At 63.4% G+C, this 18,083-nt stretch carries 19 protein-coding genes; 14 read left to right on the top strand and 5 right to left on the bottom strand.

Features of this window, described 5'->3' with window-relative positions; translation table 11 throughout:
• Nucleotides 1–16 precede the first annotated feature (16 nt).
• Nucleotides 17–1,123, top strand: a complete 1,107-nt coding sequence (locus tag NKI10_RS02845; RefSeq protein ID WP_352858518.1) for a Gfo/Idh/MocA family protein — start codon at nt 17–19, stop codon at nt 1,121–1,123.
• A gap of 148 nt (nt 1,124–1,271) precedes the next feature.
• On the opposite strand, the gene NKI10_RS02840 is transcribed toward NKI10_RS02845, so the two are convergent.
• Nucleotides 1,272–2,048, bottom strand: a complete 777-nt coding sequence (locus NKI10_RS02840) for a FadR/GntR family transcriptional regulator (RefSeq protein ID WP_352858515.1) — start codon at nt 2,046–2,048, stop codon at nt 1,272–1,274.
• A 118-nt stretch (nt 2,049–2,166) separates the two neighbouring features.
• Entirely contained in the window at nt 2,167–3,057 is an 891-nt protein-coding gene (locus NKI10_RS02835; protein ID WP_352858512.1) for an NAD-dependent epimerase/dehydratase family protein, read from the bottom strand.
• Between the two features lie 117 nt (nt 3,058–3,174).
• On the opposite strand from NKI10_RS02835, the gene NKI10_RS02830 reads away from it, so the two are divergent.
• Complete coding sequence (locus NKI10_RS02830) at nt 3,175–4,113, top strand: NAD(P)-dependent oxidoreductase (RefSeq protein ID WP_023687954.1); 939 nt, start codon at nt 3,175–3,177, stop codon at nt 4,111–4,113.
• A gap of 19 nt (nt 4,114–4,132) precedes the next feature.
• Here the strand turns inward: NKI10_RS02830 and NKI10_RS02825 are convergent, their stop codons facing one another.
• Entirely contained in the window at nt 4,133–4,915 is a 783-nt protein-coding gene (locus tag NKI10_RS02825) for a FadR/GntR family transcriptional regulator (RefSeq protein ID WP_352764676.1), read from the bottom strand.
• A gap of 179 nt (nt 4,916–5,094) precedes the next feature.
• Nucleotides 5,095–6,084 (bottom strand): sugar-binding protein, encoded by a 990-nt coding sequence (locus tag NKI10_RS02820; RefSeq protein WP_023673050.1) that lies wholly within the window; start codon nt 6,082–6,084, stop codon nt 5,095–5,097.
• 466 nt (nt 6,085–6,550) lie between these two features.
• Here NKI10_RS02820 and NKI10_RS02815 point away from each other — a divergent pair, with 466 nt between their 5' ends.
• The 12 genes from NKI10_RS02815 (at nt 6,551) to NKI10_RS02760 (ending at nt 17,529) form a co-directional block, all read left to right on the top strand.
• A complete protein-coding gene (locus NKI10_RS02815; RefSeq protein WP_023696206.1) occupies nt 6,551–7,291 on the top strand; it encodes an ATP-binding cassette domain-containing protein in 741 nt (246 codons plus the stop codon).
• Nucleotides 7,292–7,332: 41 nt separating this feature from the next.
• Nucleotides 7,333–8,331, top strand: a complete 999-nt coding sequence (locus NKI10_RS02810; RefSeq protein WP_023673048.1) for an ABC transporter permease — start codon at nt 7,333–7,335, stop codon at nt 8,329–8,331.
• Between the two features lie 39 nt (nt 8,332–8,370).
• Entirely contained in the window at nt 8,371–9,141 is a 771-nt protein-coding gene (locus tag NKI10_RS02805) for an SDR family oxidoreductase (protein WP_352858508.1), read from the top strand.
• Between the two features lie 150 nt (nt 9,142–9,291).
• Nucleotides 9,292–10,119 (top strand): AraC family transcriptional regulator, encoded by an 828-nt coding sequence (locus NKI10_RS02800; protein WP_023733130.1) that lies wholly within the window; start codon nt 9,292–9,294, stop codon nt 10,117–10,119.
• Nucleotides 10,120–10,232: 113 nt separating this feature from the next.
• A complete protein-coding gene (locus tag NKI10_RS02795) occupies nt 10,233–10,676 on the top strand; it encodes an SRPBCC family protein (RefSeq protein ID WP_023682239.1) in 444 nt (147 codons plus the stop codon).
• 15 nt (nt 10,677–10,691) lie between these two features.
• Nucleotides 10,692–11,486: an FAD binding domain-containing protein gene (locus tag NKI10_RS02790; protein ID WP_352858504.1), complete on the top strand. Its 795-nt coding sequence runs from the start codon at nt 10,692–10,694 to the stop codon at nt 11,484–11,486.
• 60 nt (nt 11,487–11,546) lie between these two features.
• Entirely contained in the window at nt 11,547–12,029 is a 483-nt protein-coding gene (locus NKI10_RS02785; RefSeq protein ID WP_352858501.1) for a (2Fe-2S)-binding protein, read from the top strand.
• Nucleotides 12,030–12,040: 11 nt separating this feature from the next.
• Nucleotides 12,041–13,408, top strand: a complete 1,368-nt coding sequence (locus tag NKI10_RS02780; RefSeq protein WP_352858498.1) for a xanthine dehydrogenase family protein molybdopterin-binding subunit — start codon at nt 12,041–12,043, stop codon at nt 13,406–13,408.
• Nucleotide 13,409: 1 nt separating this feature from the next.
• The gene (locus NKI10_RS02775; protein ID WP_352858496.1) at nt 13,410–14,414 is read left to right on the top strand and encodes a xanthine dehydrogenase family protein molybdopterin-binding subunit; all 1,005 of its coding nucleotides are present in this window, start codon (nt 13,410–13,412) and stop codon (nt 14,412–14,414) included.
• A gap of 7 nt (nt 14,415–14,421) precedes the next feature.
• On the top strand, nt 14,422–15,303 hold the full coding sequence (locus tag NKI10_RS02770) for an AAA family ATPase (RefSeq protein WP_352858495.1): 882 nt from the start codon (nt 14,422–14,424) through the stop codon (nt 15,301–15,303).
• Nucleotides 15,304–15,505: 202 nt separating this feature from the next.
• A complete protein-coding gene (locus tag NKI10_RS02765; protein ID WP_352858492.1) occupies nt 15,506–16,642 on the top strand; it encodes a vWA domain-containing protein in 1,137 nt (378 codons plus the stop codon).
• Nucleotides 16,642–17,529 (top strand): amidohydrolase family protein, encoded by an 888-nt coding sequence (locus NKI10_RS02760; RefSeq protein WP_352858649.1) that lies wholly within the window; start codon nt 16,642–16,644, stop codon nt 17,527–17,529. The genes NKI10_RS02765 and NKI10_RS02760 overlap by 1 nt, the downstream gene beginning before the upstream one ends.
• Before the next feature lie 52 nt (nt 17,530–17,581).
• Here the strand turns inward: NKI10_RS02760 and NKI10_RS02755 are convergent, their stop codons facing one another.
• The gene (locus NKI10_RS02755) at nt 17,582–17,989 is read right to left on the bottom strand and encodes a carboxymuconolactone decarboxylase family protein (protein ID WP_352497890.1); all 408 of its coding nucleotides are present in this window, start codon (nt 17,987–17,989) and stop codon (nt 17,582–17,584) included.
• Nucleotides 17,990–18,083 lie beyond the last annotated feature (94 nt).

Genomic DNA, 18,083 nt, shown 5'->3' with positions numbered 1-18,083 from the left:
AGAGAGTTTTAGCAGCATGAGCAGGATACGGGTTGGCGTTATCGGCGCCGGCATGATCTCGCAGGTCGAGCATATTCCGAATCTGTTGCGGCTCGGCGACCTGTTCGAACTGGTCGGCGTCGCCGACCCGTCAAGGATTTCGCGGGAATATGTCAGCGAAATCCACGGCATCGCCAATTTCGAAACGCTGGAGCAACTGTTCGACCAGAAGCTCGACGCCGTCGTCATCGGCTCGCCCGACCCGCTGCATCACGAGCAGGTGCTGGCCGCACTCGGGCGCGGCCTGCATGTCTTCTGCGAAAAGCCGCTCTGCTATTCCCCGGCGGAAATCGCCGAGATCATCGCCGCGCGCGACAAGGCCGGCAAGGTCATGCAGGTGGGCTATATGAAGCGCTTCGATCCGAGCTACCGGCTGGCGCTGGCCTCGCTGCCCGGCACGGCAAAGACGCTGCGGTCCGTCTCTGTCGAGGTCAACGATCCCGACGCCTGGCCGTTCATCGCCCACCAGCGCTACAAGCGCGGCAACGATATTCCCAAGGACCTGATTGCCGCCGCTCAAAGCAAGCAGAAACAACAGGTCGAACGCGCTATCGGCCAGCCTTTGAACGATCTGGCTTTCCGTGGATTTATCGGCGCCTACAGCTCCGCCTTGATTCACGATGTGAATGCCGTACACGGCCTGCTCGACGCGCTCAGCGTGCCGGATGGCGAGGTCGTCGGCGCGCAGATCTTCGCCAATGGCGATGGCGGCCAGGGCGCAGTAAAACTGCTCGACGGCCAGGCGCTGTGGACGATGACGCATCTCACCGTGCCGAAGCTCGCCGACTACAAGGAACGCATCACGCTGTTCTTCGACGCTGCCAGCCTCGAGCTCGAATTCCCCTCGCCCTGGCTCAACCATCACCCGACCCGGCTGACTGTGAAGACCTCGGACGGCCACACACTGTCGACGAAGGATCTACGTGCCGGCTACGGCGAAGCCTTCGTCGAGGAACTGCGCGGCTTCTGGGGTGCGATCGTCAATGGCGACGAGGTGGTCAACCGCCCCGAGCACGCCGCGCGCGACCAGGCGCTGCTGATCGCGCTGACCAGGCAGCATTTGGCCACTTCGCAGGCCGGCTGAGCGCTCGCAGGATGTGTTGAGATTCAGGTCAGGCCGCGCCGAAAACATTGGGTTCGAGAACCGGAGCGGAGCGTACTTAAGTACGTGAGCACCGGAAGCGCAGAAAGCCGGCGTTTGCAGGCCCGCCTCACCTGAATTTCAGCACATCCTACCGGGTGTTGATGACGCCGTCTGTATTGGCGAGCAGCTTGCGCACCGCGTTGCGGGCCGCCTCCGGCCGCTGCAGGCGGATGGCCTTCTCGATCGCCTCGTGCAGTTGCTGTGCATGCTGCAGATCGTCGAGTTCGCGCGTCGTATAGGCGAACAGATGATCGAAGGCGGATTCGATCAGCACGCCGAGCGGCACCAGCAGGTCATTGCCGGAGGCACGCAGGATGGCCAGATGGAAACGTGTGTCGGCGCGCGTGCGCTCCTGCAGGCTCGACGCCTCGCCCATCTCGCGGCAGGCCTGGCTGATCTCGGCCATCTGCTCCTCGGTGCGTCGCATGGCTGCGAAGGCAGTCGCTTCCGGCTCGATGATGTGGCGGAATTCCTGCACCGTCTTCAGGAACACCTCACGGTCGGGCGCGGTCGCGTACCAGGCGAGCACATCGCGATCGAGTAGGTTCCAGCGCTCCCTGGGCTCCACCCAACTGCCGATCTTGGGGCGCGATGCCAAAAGGCTTTTGGCCATCAGCATCTTGATCGCTTCGCGCACCGCAGAGCGACTGACGTTGAAGGTTTCGGACCATTTGGCTTCATTGGGCAGGATGGTGCCTGGCGGATAGTCGCCGCGCACGATCCGAAGCCCGATTTCGCTGGCCAGCGAGGCATGCACGCTGGTGCCGGGCATCCGGGTGGCGTCAGCCCGCCGAACGGCAGCCGGGCGCTCGGCTGTCTCAGTCTTGTCAGACTTCTTTCCCTTATTCGGCTTTCCGTCCCTCATGCATCCACAAAGTCCGGATTTCGAAAGCTGTCAAGCAGAGGGCCGGGCGCAGGCGGCAAAGCCTGTGGCTGTGCACAGATCAGGTTACAACCTTGCCCCAAAGCCCAATTTGCCAGACCTATTTGACGTATTTGCGCCAGCTGTGCTCGGGACGGAAGCCGAGCACGTCCCTGGCCTTGCGGTTGGAAAGCAGCGTTTCATATTCGCCGAGCTTCGTCTTGACCGGCACGTCGGGATAAAACCGCTTCAACAGTTCCGCTGTCGGCAGGTCGGACGAGGTATCGTCATTGGCGGCGTTGAACACCTGGAAGCCGAGCCCGTCCGTTTCAACGGCGCGCAGCGCGATCTGGCCGAGATCGCGCGCGTCGACATAGCTCCAGGCGATGCGCTTGCGAAAGCCCGGATCGGCAAACCACTTCGGAAACAGCGAATATTCGTGCGGCTCGATGACGTTGCCGATGCGCAAGGCATAGATATCGGTGCCGTTGCGCTGCGCAAAGGCGCGCGCCGTGTGCTCGTTGACGACCTTGGACAGAGCATAGCTGTCCATCGGATCGACGTCGTATTCTTCATCGAGGGGAAAATATTTGGGGTCGCGCGGTTCATTGGCGAACACCACGCCATAGGTGGTCTCGCTGGACGCGATCACCACCTTGGGGATGCCAAGCTTCACCGCCGCCTCGATGACGTTGTAGGTGCCCATCGCATTGATGCGGAACACCTCATTGTCGGTCGTGATCATGATGCGCGGTATCGCGGCGAAATGCACCACGGCATCGACCGGCTGCGGCCGCAGCGACGGGTCGAATTCATGCAGGCCCATATAGCTCGACAGCGCGTTGAACACCTGGCCGCTGTCGGTGATGTCGGTGATCAGCGTGCGCACCTTGGGATTGTCGAGCGGCTTGGTGTCGATGTTGAGCACCTGGCAGCCCTGTTCGACCAGATATTGCACGACATGGCGACCGGCCTTGCCGCTGCCGCCGGTGAACATGATCCGCTTCGTCATTTTCGTCTCCAATGCCTAGGATTTCCGTGTATTGTCAGACAATATGGCATTCCGCAACCACCCTCGCCCGCCAGACGGCGGCGCCCACTATCAATCATCGCAACAGGACTTCAAGACATGACCACGACCGCCGCGAGCGAAAAGATCGGCTTTATCGGCCTTGGCCTGATGGGGCACGGCATTGCCAAGAACATCGTCGACAAGGGCTATGGCCTGACCTTCCTCGGCCGCAAGAACCGCAAGCCGGCGGAGGACCTGATTGGCCGGGGCGCCAAGGAGGCGGCGACTTCGCGCGACGTGGCGGCGGCGTCCGACATCGTCTTCATCTGCGTCACCGGCTCGCGCGAAGTGGAAGCCATCATCCGCGGCCCCGGCGGCCTCAAGGAGGGCTTGAAGAAGGGTTCGGTCGTCGTCGACTGCTCGACCGCCGATCCGGTCTCGACGGTGGCGCTGGCGGCGGAACTGAAGGAGATCGGCGTCGACTTCGTCGATGCACCGCTCAGCCGCACCCCGAAGGAAGCCTGGGAAGGCACGCTCGACGCCATGGTCGGCGCGCCCGACGCGCTGTTTGCCCGTGTGAAGCCGGTCATCGAAACCTGGGCCGGCCGCATCGTTCATATTGGCGATACAGGTGACGGCCACCGCATGAAGCTGCTCAACAACTTCATCTCGCTGGGCTATGCCGCGATCTATTCCGAGGCGCTGGCGCTGGCCGAAAAGGTCGGCATCTCGCCACCGCGTTTCGACAGCGTCATCCGCAACGGCCGCATGGATTGCGGCTTCTACCAGACCTTCATGCGCTGGACGCTGGAGGGCGACCGCGACGCGCATAAATTCACCATCGCCAACGCCTTCAAGGACCTGACCTATCTGGAATCGATGGCGGGTGCGGCCGGCATCGCCAACCCGCTCGGCAACGCCACCAAGAACTCCTTCGCCGGTGCCCATGCCACTGGCCCGGCCGAGCAATTCGTGCCGATGCTGGCGACATATATCGGCAAGGTCAACGGCGTCGACCTGATGCCCAGCAAGGACGGCAAGAAGCAGACGATTTGAAGGCGGCGAAAAGCCTGTGTCAGCGCCTCGACCGGCCGATAACATCGTCGGTGTTGGCGAGCAGTTTGTGCACCGCATTGCGCGCGGCCGCAGGGCGCTGCAGGCGGATGTTCTTCTCGATCGCCTCATGCAGCGCCTGCGCCCGCCGCTGATCGCTGGTCTCGCGTGTGACGAAGACAAAGAGATGATCGAGCGCCGACTCGATCAGAACGCCAAGCGGCACCAGCAGATCGTTGCCCGAGGCGCGCAGTATGGCGAGGTGAAAACGCGTATCGGCGCGGATACGCTCCTGCAGGTTCAGAGCCTCGCCCATCTCACGACAGGCTTGGCTGATCTCGTCCATCTGCTCGTCGTTGCGCCGCGTAGCGGCAAAGGCCGACGCTTCCGGCTCGATGATGTGACGGAACTCCTGCACCGTGCGCAGGAAGGCTTCCCGGTCCGGCCCGGTCGCGTACCAGGCCAGCACATCGCGGTCGAGCAGGTTCCAGCGTTCCCTGGGCTCGACCCAGCTGCCGATCTTGGGCCGTGAAGCCAGCAGGCTTTTGGCCATCAGCATCTTGATGGCTTCGCGCACCGCCGAACGACTGACATCGAAGGTCTCGGCCCATTTGGCCTCGTTGGGCAGAATGGTGCCGGGCGGATAGTCGCCGCGCACGATCCTGAGGCCAATCTCGCCGGCCAGCGAGACATGGACGCTCGCTCCCGGAAAATGCGCGGCACCGGCCCTGCGCATGACAGCCGGACCGAGGCTGGTTTGTGCCTTGGCCCGCTCGGCTCGCTTCTTTGATTTCTCGTCCGGCATTCACGTTCCAATGCGTCGGCCGTCTGCGTCCGGAATGGTCCGAACCTGCACGGCGCGCCGATCTCGTTGCCGAAAATCCAAACTACAGACGTGTCAAAGCCGGAGCCTGCTGCCCCAACCGTTGCGTCCGTCCGGGAAGAGACGGGGCGCCCGTCAAAGGGCGCCCCGAAATCGAGAACCTACTTCTGGATGCAGGTGTCGACCGTGTCCTTGGTGCATTCGTCGAGGCCGGTGAACACCGGATCGGCGACCGCCTTGCCTTCGACCAGATCGATCATCACCGATGGTGCCTTGTAGCCCATTTCGAACGGCCGCTGACCGACCAGAGCGGTCACAAGGCCGTCACGGGCGATCGCCACTTCATCGCCGATCGTATCGGCGGCGCCAATGACGAAGTCGTTGCTGGCGATGCGGTCCTTGAGCGGCCCGAACAGGTCGCGATAGGGCTGCGGTGCGCCAAACAGCGGCCAGCCGCCCATGATGCCGAAGGCGTCGAGCTTGGGATTGGCGGCGAGGATGTCGGTCATCGCCTGCACGCCCTTGGCGCCGTCGTCATTGGTGAACACCGGGCAACCGGCAACTTCGGTCCAGCCGCCTTCGCCGGCAAGTGCCGCCAGGCCTTCCTTGCCCGACAGCGCGTCACGCATGCCCTGCGCCCGGCGCAGGATGTTGTCGGCCGCGGGATTGCCTTCGATGGTACAGATCGTGCCGCCGTTCGGCTTGCCCTTCTTGATGTACTCGCCGATCTTGTGACCCATCAAATAGTTGTCGGTGCCGAGATAGGTCTTGCGCAGCGCGGCATCTTCCTTGCTGAGATCGGCGTCGAGCGTCATGATCGGGATCGTCGGATTGGCGGTCTTGATCGTCTGAGCGATCAGCGGCGCGTTGGATGGCGAAATCGCCATTGCCACCGTGTCGGCCTTGCTCAGCATGTCCTGAACGATCTGCGCCTCGCCGGCCTCGTCTGAGGTCGACGCCGGGCCGGTGTAGAAGCATTCATATTCCGAGCTGGCATTTTCCTTGTTCCATTTCTCGCAACCCTGGTGGATGGCCTCGAAGAATGGATTGTCGAGACCCTTCACCACGATGACGAGCTGTTTCTTGGCCAAAGCCGGCCCGGCGCCCAGCGCCATGGCGGCGACGGCGGCGAGCAAAAGTGTTTTCCTCATGTCAGTCCTCCCTTGAAACAGACGGACACGGCGTGCCCGCCACACAGATCGACCGGATGCTTAATGACCGAGGTTCGTTTCACGAGCACTCGTGTCGCCAAGACAGATCGATAAGCATTTCCAGATGCGGCATTGGCCCGGCTCAACACATGGGTGGCGCCGCAACCTCGACCGATAAACCTCCGCCGATTCCGCCCGGCTAACCGCCAGCGGCATCGGCATAATCTCCTCCGACGCTTAGCTAATATCGGCTTGCGGCCAACGTCAATGCTATTTGTCCTACAAAACGGATTTTTGGATAACCAACGCTTCAATTCGTCCGACAATTGATTGACGAGCGCCGGCTTTTGCGTAAAAGAACGCTGACGCTGTTTCCGGGAGGAGATGGGGAGAGCGGGGCCAAAGCAGCGCCGGCATTCACGCCGGGAACAGCAGCGGGTCGCAAAACACGGGGAGGCAAAGACTGGTGGCGGTTCTCGAACTCACCAATATCTCGAGGCATTTCGGCGCCATCCAGGCGGTCAACGACGTATCGCTGTCGATCGAGCCCGGACAGGTGGTCGGCCTGATGGGCGACAACGGCGCCGGCAAGTCGACACTGGTCAAGATGATCGCCGGCAATTTCCGCCCCAGCCATGGCGTCATGCGCATGGACGGCAAGGAGTTGATCCTGCACAAGCCGGCGGAAGCTCGCCAGCACGGCATCGAGATCGTCCACCAGGACCTGGCGCTGTGCAACAATCTGACCGCCGCCGCCAATGTCTATCTCGGCCGTGAACTGCGCCGCGGCGTCGGCCCATTACGCATCCTCGACTATGCCGCCATGTACAAGCGCGCCGGCCAGTTGTTCGCCGAGTTGAAGTCCGAGACCCGTCCGCGCGACCTCGTCAAGCAGATGTCGGGCGGCCAGCGCCAGGCAGTAGCGATCGCGCGCACCATGCTGTCGCAGGCCAAGATCGTGTTGATGGACGAACCGACGGCCGCGATCTCGGTGCGCCAGGTCGCCGAAGTGCTGAACCTGATCCGCCATTTGCGCGACCAGGGCATCGCAGTGGTGCTGATCAGCCACCGCATGCCTGACGTGTTCACCGTCGCCGACCGCGTCATCGTCATGCGGCGCGGCCGCAAGGTCGCCGACAAGACGATTGCGTCAAGTTCGCCCGAGGAAGTCACCGGGCTGATCACCGGCGCCATCGAACAGGTTTGATCTCAGCGAATTTCACCACGCACAGCACATGAAGGTCGACGATGGCACTGACAATTGACCAGCCGATCGAACAAAAACAGCAATCCTTGCCGGCAAGACTGTTTGCCAGCCAGACCTTCTGGGTGGTGATCGCGGTCATCCTGGCCTGCCTGTTCCTGTCTTTTGCCACCGACGCCTTCGCCACGTCGAAGAACCTTTACAACATCACCCGCAACATCACCTTCGTCGCCATCATCGCGCTTGGCATGACCTTCGTCATCATCACTGGCGGCATCGACCTGTCGGTGGGCTCGGTGCTGTGTCTGTCGTCGATGGTGCTGGCCGTTACCATGCATGCCGGCTACTCCATAGAAGTCGGCATCCTCGCCTCGATCGCCACTGCGCTCGCCATAGGCGCCTTCAACGGCATCATGATCGCCTATCTCGGCTTTCCACCCTTCGTGGTGACGCTCGGCATGCTGTCGATTGCCCGCAGCCTCGCCATGGTCGCCTCCAACAACACCGTCGTCTTCCAGTTCGGCCCGGATCACGACAAGCTTCTGGCGCTGGGCGGCGGCGCCTGGGTGTTCGGCATCGCCAATCCGGTCCTCTACATGATCCTTCTGGCGCTGATCACCGGATTCACGCTGCGCTGGACCAAGTTTGGCCGCCACATCTTCGCCATTGGCGGCAATGAGCACGCGGCGACGCTGACCGGCGTTCCCGTCAAGCAGATCAAGGTCGCCGTCTATATGATCTCGGCGCTGGCGGCGGGCATTGCCGGCATCATCCAGACCGGATGGCTGGGCGCCGTCACCACCAATCTCGGAACCGGCATGGAACTCCAGGTCATCGCTGCCACGGTCATTGGCGGCGCCAATCTCGCCGGCGGCGTCGGCACCGCCTTCGGCGCCATTGTCGGTGCCGCGCTCATCGAAGTGATCCGCAACAGCCTTGGTCTGCTCGGCATCAATGCTTTCTGGCAAGGCGTGTTCATCGGCGGCGCCATCCTGCTCGCGGTGCTGTTCGACCGGATCCGCAACTTCAGGCGCAATGATTGAATGTTTTTGGACTGAATCTTTCGGCTGGAAACCGTTGCTTTGACATCGAAATCCCTGTTCGACCTCAACGGGCGGCTGGCGCTGATCACCGGCTCCGGCCAGGGCATCGGCCTGGCGCTGGCGCGCGGCCTTGCCGAGCATGGCGCAAGTGTCGTGCTCAACGGCCGCGATGCCGGCAAGGTTGCCGGTGCTGTCGCCGGCTTGCGCGACGCCGGGCTGAACGCCCATGCCTCGACCTTCGACGTCACCGATTTTCGTGCGGTCGATGTGGATGTGGCCAGGATCGAGGCCGAGATCGGCGCCATCGACATCCTGATCAACAATGCCGGCGTGCAGTTCCGCGCTCCGCTCGAGGACTTTCCCGAGGAGCAGTGGGAGCGGCTGTTCAAGACCAATGTCTCCGGCGCCTTCCATGCCGGCAAGGCGGTCGCCCGCACTATGATCGCGCGCGGCAAAGGCAAGATCATCAACATCGGCTCGGTGCAGAGCGAACTCGCCCGGCCCAACATCGCGCCCTATACGGCCACCAAGGGCGCAATCCGCAATTTGACACGTGGCATGTGCACCGACTGGGCGAAATACGGCTTGCAGATCAATGCCATCGCCCCCGGCTATTTCCGCACCGAGATGAACCAGGCGCTGGTCGACAACCAGGAATTCTCCGCCTGGCTGGAAAAGCGCACGCCGGCTGGCCGCTGGGGGTATGTCGACGAACTGATCGGCGCCGCCGTGTTCCTCGCCTCCGACGCCTCGTCCTTCGTCAACGGCCACACGCTCTATGTTGACGGCGGCATGACGGCTTCGGTTTGACGGGAAACCCTATCGCTCAGTCTGAAAATCCACCACTACGGCCGGCAGCACACAGCGGCTTTCGCCCCGCGCCTTGACGCGAGCCCGAACTCAGCCGCACAATCCCGTCGCAGGCGAAGGGAGGCCAGTCGTCTGCGGGAGGTATAACCCATGACGGACGCGATCAGGCTCTATTGGGGCCGGTTCGGACATGTTTCTGTCCTGAATGTCGCCAGCGACTTCGTCACCCATGCGCATGTCGAGGCCCACATCATCATCTGGCTGGAGGGCACGGCCGGCGAGATGACCGTCGGCCGCGAGACGGTGCCGCTGGGTCCCGGCACCGCCGCCGGCATCAATTCCTACCAGCCGCACAGCCACATTCTGTCGCAGAACGGCAGGCCCGGCCTGTTCCTCGCCTTCTACATCGATCCGGATTGGGCGCGCCGGCGCCGCGACCTGCCTTCGTCGGCGCCGTTGTTTGCACAGGCTGCAATCACCCTCGAACCCTGGCTGCACCAGGCCGCCGCCAACCTGCTCGACCATTTGAGCGACAATGAAAGCATCGACGACGTCGCCAATTACGAGATCGAGCGCTTCATCGATAGCGTGCTCGACGCCGCCGACGCCTCGGCGCCGCAGGAGGCGCGCATCCGGGTCAACACAATGCAGGACTTTCGCGTCCGCAAGGCAATCCAGCTGATGAAGGCCAATGTCTGCGAACGCATCTCGTTCGACGACGTCGCCCGCAGCGTTGGCTTGTCGCGGCCGCATTTCTTCGCATTGTTCAAGGAACAGACCAATCTGACGCCCAATGTCTACTGGAACACGCTGCGTATGGAGGAAGCCGTGCGGCAGTTGCAGTGGTCGCAGGAGCCGCTGATCTCGGTCGCCTGCAATCTCGGCTTCACCACCCAGGGCAATTTCTCGCGCTTCTTCCGCGACCATGTCGGGGTGCCGCCGACGCTTTACCGCGAGGCGGCGCGGGCCATGGCCTGAGCCAAGCCGCTCGTTTTTCAGACTCCTTGATAGGGCCGCAAGACCCATTGATAAGCGCAGCGCCGGCCGCCGCCCTACCCTGCAGCGTATCGAATTCGTAGGGGAATGATCATATGGCTGAAGTCACCGTCTCCAGCGTCATCGACGCGCCGGTCGAAAAGGTCTGGGCGCGCATCCGCGACTTCAACGGCCTGCCGGGCTGGCATCCGCGCATGGTCAAGAGCCATATCGAAGACGGCAAGAGCGCCGAAACCATCGGCTGCGTGCGTAATTTCGAGCTCGCCAGCGGCGCGCGTATCCGCGAAAAACTGCTCGACTTCTCCGATGCGAATTTCCGCGTCAGCTACTCCATCCTGGAGACGCCGCAGCCGCTGACCAATCACAAGGCGACGCTGCAATTGCGCCGCGTGACCGACGGCGATCGCACCTATGCCGAATGGACCGCGAGCTTCGACGCGGCGCCCGAAGAGGCCGACAAGATCGCCGCCGGCATGGCCGCCAATGTCTTCCAGGGTGGCTTCAATGCGTTGAAGAGCCATTTTTCTGGCCAGAGCTGAACCAGGGAGACTGCCATGGCGCTTGCCCTCCAGACCTTTTCGGCCGTCAGGGATGCCAACGCGGCGCTGAAGGCGCCCGGCACCCGCTATGTCGGCGGCGGCACGCTGGTCGTGCGTGCCGCCAATGAAGGCGATGTCTCCGTCACCGGCCTCGTCCGCTCGACCGATCCGACCCTTTCCGGGATTACCGTTGCCGGCGGCAAGGTCCGCATCGGCGCTTCGGTGACAATGGCGGCCATCGCCCGCCATCCCGAGCTTGCGGCACTCTCCAAGGCCGCGCGCGCCGTCGGCGGCCCGGCGATCCGCAACATGGCGACTGTCGGCGGCAATTTGTTTGCGCCGGCGCCCTATGGCGATTTCGCCGTGGTGTTGCTGGCGCTGGATGCGACGGTTGGCACCGATGATGGGGAATTGCCTATCGAGGATTTCCTGGCCAAGCGGGACGGCAGCCGCGCCATCGTCACGTCAGTCGCCTTCGCGCTGCCGAAGGCCGAGAATTTCCGCTTTCTGAAAGTGTCGCGGGTCAAGCCGAAGGGCGTCTCGGTGCTCAGCATCGCCGCCGTTCTCGAACAGGCCGGCGACGGCACTGTCTCCTCGGCGCGGATCGCGCTCTGCTGCATGGCAGACCGGCCGATGCGCGGCCGCGCTGCGGAAAAGGCACTGATCGGCAGCAGGCTTGACCAGGACGGCGTCGCAGCGGCGCTGGCTGCAGCCGGTGAAGGCACTTCGCCAATCACCGATCCGATCGCCAGCGCCTGGTATCGCGCCGAGGTTCTCCCGGTCCATCTCGGCCGGCTGCTGCTTACTTAACCACCGCTTGGGGGGCGCGCATCTGTCCGATCAATCGGGCAGGCGCGCTGGGAGGAAAACATGGCAAAGGTTCCGGTTCAGTTCACGCTCAACGGCTCAGAGAAGGCCGAATTCGTCGACAGCGGCACGACGCTGCTGCACGCGCTGCGCGACAAGATCGGCGACACCTCGCCCAAGGGCGGCTGCCACCAGGGCACCTGCGGCGCCTGTTCGGTCATCATCGACGGCGAACTCCGGCTCTCTTGCCTGACCCTGGCCGAGACCTGCGGCGGCGCCGACATCCGCACCACATCGGGCCTCGCTGAGGCCGGCGTGCTGCACCCGCTGCAGCGTGCCTTCCTCGATGCCTTCGCCACGCAATGCGGCTTCTGCACGCCGGGCATGATCATGGCCGCCAAGGTGCTGCTTGACCACACGCCCAATCCGAGCCGCGAGGATGTGGTCGAGGCGCTGTCCGGCAATGTCTGCCGCTGCACCGGCTACGAGCCGATCATCCAGGCGGTGCTGACCGCGGCCCGAGCCAATTCGCAGAACGCGGCCTAAGGACCAAAAGAATGGAACTGCGCAAAAACTATTTCGCCGATCAGCGCAAGGACGGCCTGCACGAGATCGGCCATGGGCGGCCTCGGCTGGATTCGCCGGGACATGTGACGGGCAAGACCGCCTATTTCGCCGACCGCAACTTCCCGAATATGCTTCACCTGAAAATGGTGCGCAGTCCGCACCACCATGCCCGCATCCGTTCGATCGACACTTCCGAAGCGGAGAAGCATACCGGCGTGGTGAAAATCCTCACCGCCAAGGATGTGCCGCACAATGTCTACACCATCCTGATCCTGATCCAGGTCGGACCGGAAGACGAAACGGTGCTGGCCGACGGGAAGGTGCGCTGGAAGGGCGAGGCCGTGGTGGCGGTGCTGGCCGAGACCGAGCGCGCGGCTCAGGAAGCGGCAGCCAAGGTCAAGGTCGATTATGAGGTGCTGCCGGCCGTCTTCGACATGGAAGAAGCGCTGAAGCCCGGCGCGCCTTTGGTCAACGAATATCACGGCCAGAATTATTACCTCTATGACAGCGGCGAATGCCGCAAGGTGCGCTTCGGCGATGTCGAGGCGGGCTTTGCCGGCGCCGACCACATCCTGGAACAGAGCTACCAGTCCTCGCCGATCGAGCATGCGCCGACCGAGACCACGGGCTGCGTCGTGGTGCCCGAAGGCAATGACCGCTTCACCTGCTACACCAACACCCAGGCGATGTTCTTCACCCTCGACAACGCCTCGATCATCCTGCAGATGCCCGGCTCAAAACTGCATTTCGTCGGCGGCACTGTCGGCGGCGGCTTTGGCGGCAAGGTCGACGTCATCGTCGAGCCGATCGCCATTCTTGGCGCCAAGCTGACAGGACGTCCCGTCTCCTTCATCTACAGCCGCGAAGAGGAGATGCAGATCTCCTCACCCCGCGCCGCCGAAAAGATAATCATCAAGGACGGCGTGATGAACGATGGCCGCATCGTTGCGCGCAAGGTGACCGGCTATACCGATGCCGGCGCCTATTCGCGCCATTCGCCTTATGGCGCGCAGAAGGGAGCGGCGCACTATCCCGGCCCCTACACCATTCCCAATGTCTGGATCGACACTTATTGCGTCTACACCAACCGCACACCCTCCTCCGCCATGCGCGGCTTCGGCGTCACCATCGGCGACTTCGCGCTTGAGGTGCAGATGGACAAGCTGGCGCGGCTGATCGGCATGGACCCGCTCGAATTCCGCTTCATCAACGCCTATCGCGATGGCGACATGAAGGCGCATCGCCAGCCGACCGAAGGAGCGGCGCTGATCGAGTGTATGCAGGAGGCGTCGCGCGCCGCCAACTGGCCTGTGGCGGAGAAGTATATGGCGATGTCCTCCTACAAGAAGGGAGCTTGAGATGGCGCTAAGGCGCGGACGCGGCGTCGCCGCGATCAACTATCCGACGGGCATGAACCTTGGCGGCGACCCGACGCAGGCGCTGGTGCATTCGACGCCGACCGGCAATTTCATGGTGACGCTTTCCAGCGTCGATCTCGGTCAGGGCTTGAAGCAGATCATGGCGCAGATCTGCGCCGAGACCATCGGCGTGCCGACGGACCGGGTTACCATCGACACCGCCGACACCGACACCGGTCCGCACTGCATGGGCACCTTCGCCTCGCGCGGCACCCACCGCGCCGGCAACGCCGTCATCCAGGCGGCCAAGGAAGCGCGCCAGGTGATGCTGGAAGTGGCGGCGGAAGAGCTGGAGGTGAACGCCTCTGATCTCGAAACTGATGGCGAGGGCAACATTCTGGTCAAGGGCGCGCCGCAAAAGTCGATCTCGATCTTCGATGTCGCGCTGTCGGCTCATTTCAAGCGTGGCCGCTCGATCTCAGGCCGCGGCATGTTCCTGATCCCGCGCTCCTATCCGGAGAAAGAGACCGGCGCGATGAAGCCGTCGACCTGCTACGCCCATGCCTGCACGGTGGCCGAAGTCGAGGTCGATGACGAGACGGGCGAGGTTACGGTGCTGACCGTGAAGAACGTCTTTGAGATCGGCCGCGCGCTGAACCCGAAAATGGTCGAGCAGCAACTGGTCGGCGGTTCCTGGATGGGCATCAGCCACGCGCTCTACGAAACGACCGAGCCCTATTATCCCAAACGCGACCATGGCGGCACCGACTTCAACCAGTATCTGATGCCGGGACCGGGCGATCTCGCCCAAACCGAGATCATCGTGCTGGAGCGGCCGTCGGCGGATGGTCCTTACGGTGCCAAAGGGCCAGGCGAAATGTGCGCGAACCCGCAGATCCCCGCGGTTGCCAATGCCGTGTTCGACGCCGTCGGCGTGCGCATCGACACGCTGCCGATCACACCGGAGCGCATATTGCGCGCGCTGAAGGCGCAAGCGGCGAACTGAGGACGACATGCAGGAGCCGAATGCCGAGACTGTCGCGACCTCGCCGGAGGCGGTGGCACAGCATCTCGCTGCTTCGCGCTACCTCGCCGACGACAGCCTGGCCACCGCCATCTTCCTGGCCATACGGCTCGGCAAGCCGCTGCTGCTGGAAGGCGCGCCCGGCGTTGGCAAGACCGAAGCTGCGAAGGCGATCGCGCAACTGCTTGGCCGCGATCTGGTGCGGCTGCAATGCTATGAAGGCATCGACGCAGCACACGCGCTCTACGAATGGAACTACCAGCGCCAGCTGCTCGCCATCCGCCATGCCGGTGAGCACGAGATCGACATCTATGACGACCGCTTTCTGATCGCGCGGCCATTGCTGCAGGTGCTGCGGGCGCCGGAGCAGCGCGTGCTGCTGGTCGACGAGATCGACCGCTCCGACCACGAATTCGAAGCGCTGCTTCTCGAATTCCTTTCCGATTTCCAAATCAGCATCCCTGAGCGCGGCACGATCCGCGCCGAGGCACAGCCGATCGTCATCCTGACCTCGAACCGAACCCGCGAACTGGCGGAGGCGCTGCGTCGGCGCTGCGTCTATCACTGGATCGGCTATCCCGACGCCGAGCGCGAAGCCGCCATCATCATGCTGCGCGCCGGCGGGGTCGCCGAAGCGACCGCCCGCGCCGTGGCGGCCGCCGTGCAGGAGATCCGCGTCCGCCCGCTGGCCAAGCCGCCCGGCATCTCCGAGGCCGTCGAATGGGCCAACGCCGCCACCATACTGGAGAAAGGCGGCAGCCCATGGCCGCAAGCCTTCCGCCGCGCCATCGGCGTGCTTATCAAGGACGAGGAGGATTTGTCCGCGATCGCGCCGGAGCTTGGTGCCATCGTCGAGGAGGCGCTGGCGTGAGCCGGGACTTCGGCAATGCGCAACCCGGCGGGACAGCGCCCCCCTCTGTCCTGCCGGACATCTCCCCCCTCAAGGGGGGAGATCAGCTGTCATTGTGGCTTTCGCCAATCTCCAGAGTTGCAGACCTGAGCAAGGCGCCGAAGCCGCCAATCTCCCCCCTTGAGGGGGAGATGTCCGGCAGGACAGAGGGGGGCGCGAAGGAATGATGCGTCAGGGAACCCTTCCTCTCGCCTCCGCGCCCTTCCTCCACTTCGCCCGGCTGCTGCGCCGCCACGCCTTTGCCGTCGCCCCCGAGCAGGTCTCCAGCTTCATGCAGGCGGTCACCCTGCTCGGTCCCCGCTCGATGGCCGACATCCGCGAGGCGGCGCTCGCAACGCTTGCCCCCCCGCCCAATCGCCGCGGCGAATTCGAGGCGCATTTTCGCAATCACTTCCATGGCGATGGCCAACCCTCGATCGAAGGCGAGGAAGACGAGGAAACCCGCATCAAGGACGATCACGGCACGCGCCAGGAGGAGAAACAGACCACGCGCCAGGAGAAAGGCGGCGAGCTGTCGTCGGCAATCGAACAGCTCAGCAGCCGCGACTTCCTCCGCGACGACGATGGCCTTGGGCCCTTCCGCCGCAAGCTCGCTTCAACCCTGCCCGCGCGCCGCTCCTTCCGCACCGTGCGCACCCATTCGCGCGGCAAGCTCGATCTGCGCCGCTCGCTCAGGGAAATCGTCAGCGCCGATGGCGATATCCCCTCGCCGCAGCTGCGCCGCCGCCAGACGGTGGCGCGCAAACTGCTGATCCTGATCGACGTCTCCGGCTCGATGAAGCTGCACACGGCGGACTACCTCAAACTGGCGCACGCCGCCGTACAAGGTGCTGACCGTGCCGAAATCTTCACCTTCGGCACGCGGCTCACCCGCATCACGTCCGCACTGCGTATCCGCGATCGCGACCAGGCTCTCGCCCGCGCGGCGGCACTCGTCGACGACTGGGACGGCGGCACGCGCATGGGACCGACCCTGCTCGCCTTCCTCTCGGTGCCCCGTTTCTCAGCCTTCGCCCGCGGCGCTGCTGTGATCATCCTGTCGGACGCGCTGGAGCGCGGCGACCATGCCGATCTCGAGACCGCAATGCGCCGACTGAGCGCGCGCGCCTTCCGGCTTTCGCTGGCGACACCTTTGGCCGGCGATCCGCGCTTCCAGCCGGCAACGGCGGCGTTGCGCGCCATCTTGCCCGATCTCGACGATCTCATCGACGGCTCGTCGCTCGGGAGTCTCACCGATTTCATCCTGTCGCTCGCCCGCCCGGCCCCGGCGGCGTCGGCAATCTGGAAAAGGGTATCGTGATGCAGAAAGCCATCGACGCGCATTTCCACATCTGGCGCCAGCAGGATCAGCCCTGGCTGGTCGGGCCGATGGTGCCACGCATTTTCGGCCCCTACGAGCCGATCCGCCGCGACTATCCGATCGAGGAATTTCTCGCCGATCAGCAAGGCGCAGGTGTCGAGAAGGCCGTCTATGTCCAGACCAACTGGGCCAAGGAGGATTTCGAAAAAGAAGTCGCCTTCCTGCAGAAGACTGCCGACGAGACCGGCTGGCCGCACGCTATCGTCGGCTATACCGATATGACTGTCGACGATGTCCGGCCCCAGATCGATCGATTGAAAAAGTACCCGCTCCTGCGCGGCGTGCGCATGCAGCTGCATTGGCACGAGACGCCGGCCTTCCGCTTCGCTGCCTCGGCCGATCAGGTCATCGACCCCAGGGTGCGGGCCAATGTCGCGCGGCTTAAGGACTATGGCCTGTCCTTCGACCTGCAGCTTTTCCCCGCCCAGATGAAGAACGGGCTGACGCTCGTCGGCGAGAACCCCGACACCAATTTCATCCTCACCCATGCCGGCATGCTGACCGGCATGGAGCCGGAAACCACCGAGGCCTGGAAAGCCGGCCTGAGTACTCTATCAACAGCGCCGAACTTCTACGCCAAGCTGTCGGGCCTCGGCACCTTCGCCCACCGCAACGATCCGGCGTTGATTGCCTACATCGTCGACAATGCCATCGACATTCTGGGCGCTGACCACCTGATGTTCGGCTCCAACTTCCCGATCGAAAAACTCTGGACGACCCATGCCGAACTAATCAAGGCGCACCGCGCCGCGGTGGGCAAGCATGGCGCGGCCGCCGAGGCGGACATCTTCTGGAACACGGCGGAGAAAGTGTACCGACCGGTGTAGAGCGGGCGCCGTCACTTCCCCCGCAGGGGGAGGAGGCAAGGCGCGCGACTGCCTACTTTAAGTCGAACTGCGGATCGACCGGAATCTGCATCGCAGTCACCAGATGGTTGGTCTGCCCGGCCAGCCCGATGATCGACACCAGCTCGCCATGCTGCGCATCGGTCATGCCTTTGGCGCGGGCAGCTGCCGTATGCGAGTGGACGCAGTAGGAGCAGCCATTGGCGGTGGAGACAGCAATGTAGATCATCTCCTTGGTCAGCGGGTCGATCGCACTCTCCGTGGCCATCACCACCTTCACCTGTTCCCATGTCCGTTTCAGCAAGGCCGGATCGTTGGCGAGCCCACGCCAGAAATTATTGACGAAGTCCGATTTGCGCGTCGCGCGGATGTCGTCGAACACAGCCTTCGCTACCGGGATTTTTTCGACCTCGGCATCGCTGAGGAGTTTTGTGGCGGCCATGGCATTTCCTTTCGTTGAATCGGTGGATCAGGTGGTTGAATCAGGTTTCGAGCAAGGGCGGCTAACCGGCTATTCCGATTCAGTTTTTGATGCT

Origin of the sequence: Mesorhizobium sp. M0802 (assembly GCF_040320115.1) — a bacterium.
In the GTDB taxonomy this organism is placed as follows: Bacteria; Pseudomonadota; Alphaproteobacteria; order Rhizobiales; family Rhizobiaceae; genus Mesorhizobium.
Note: the sequence above shows the minus strand (reverse complement) of the source record. Positions and strands in the feature narration are given on the sequence as shown.

Bases quoted from the DNA above. Each gene is read 5' to 3' on its own strand.
- NKI10_RS02780 (WP_352858498.1), top strand. From the start codon at position 12,041: ATGGAACTGCGCAAAAACTATTTCGCCGATCAGCGCAAGGACGGCCTG.
- NKI10_RS02790 (WP_352858504.1), top strand. From the start codon at position 10,692: ATGGCGCTTGCCCTCCAGACCTTTTCGGCCGTCAGGGATGCCAACGCG.
- NKI10_RS02800 (WP_023733130.1), top strand. From the start codon at position 9,292: ATGACGGACGCGATCAGGCTCTATTGGGGCCGGTTCGGACATGTTTCT.
- NKI10_RS02830 (WP_023687954.1), top strand. From the start codon at position 3,175: ATGACCACGACCGCCGCGAGCGAAAAGATCGGCTTTATCGGCCTTGGC.
- NKI10_RS02755 (WP_352497890.1), bottom strand. From the start codon at position 17,989: ATGGCCGCCACAAAACTCCTCAGCGATGCCGAGGTCGAAAAAATCCCG.
- NKI10_RS02770 (WP_352858495.1), top strand. From the start codon at position 14,422: ATGCAGGAGCCGAATGCCGAGACTGTCGCGACCTCGCCGGAGGCGGTG.
- NKI10_RS02840 (WP_352858515.1), bottom strand. From the start codon at position 2,048: ATGAGGGACGGAAAGCCGAATAAGGGAAAGAAGTCTGACAAGACTGAG.
- NKI10_RS02810 (WP_023673048.1), top strand. From the start codon at position 7,333: ATGGCACTGACAATTGACCAGCCGATCGAACAAAAACAGCAATCCTTG.
- NKI10_RS02845 (WP_352858518.1), top strand. From the start codon at position 17: ATGAGCAGGATACGGGTTGGCGTTATCGGCGCCGGCATGATCTCGCAG.
- NKI10_RS02785 (WP_352858501.1), top strand. From the start codon at position 11,547: ATGGCAAAGGTTCCGGTTCAGTTCACGCTCAACGGCTCAGAGAAGGCC.
- NKI10_RS02825 (WP_352764676.1), bottom strand. From the start codon at position 4,915: ATGCCGGACGAGAAATCAAAGAAGCGAGCCGAGCGGGCCAAGGCACAA.
- NKI10_RS02765 (WP_352858492.1), top strand. From the start codon at position 15,506: ATGATGCGTCAGGGAACCCTTCCTCTCGCCTCCGCGCCCTTCCTCCAC.
- NKI10_RS02760 (WP_352858649.1), top strand. From the start codon at position 16,642: ATGCAGAAAGCCATCGACGCGCATTTCCACATCTGGCGCCAGCAGGAT.
- NKI10_RS02775 (WP_352858496.1), top strand. From the start codon at position 13,410: ATGGCGCTAAGGCGCGGACGCGGCGTCGCCGCGATCAACTATCCGACG.
- NKI10_RS02835 (WP_352858512.1), bottom strand. From the start codon at position 3,057: ATGACGAAGCGGATCATGTTCACCGGCGGCAGCGGCAAGGCCGGTCGC.
- NKI10_RS02795 (WP_023682239.1), top strand. From the start codon at position 10,233: ATGGCTGAAGTCACCGTCTCCAGCGTCATCGACGCGCCGGTCGAAAAG.
- NKI10_RS02820 (WP_023673050.1), bottom strand. From the start codon at position 6,084: ATGAGGAAAACACTTTTGCTCGCCGCCGTCGCCGCCATGGCGCTGGGC.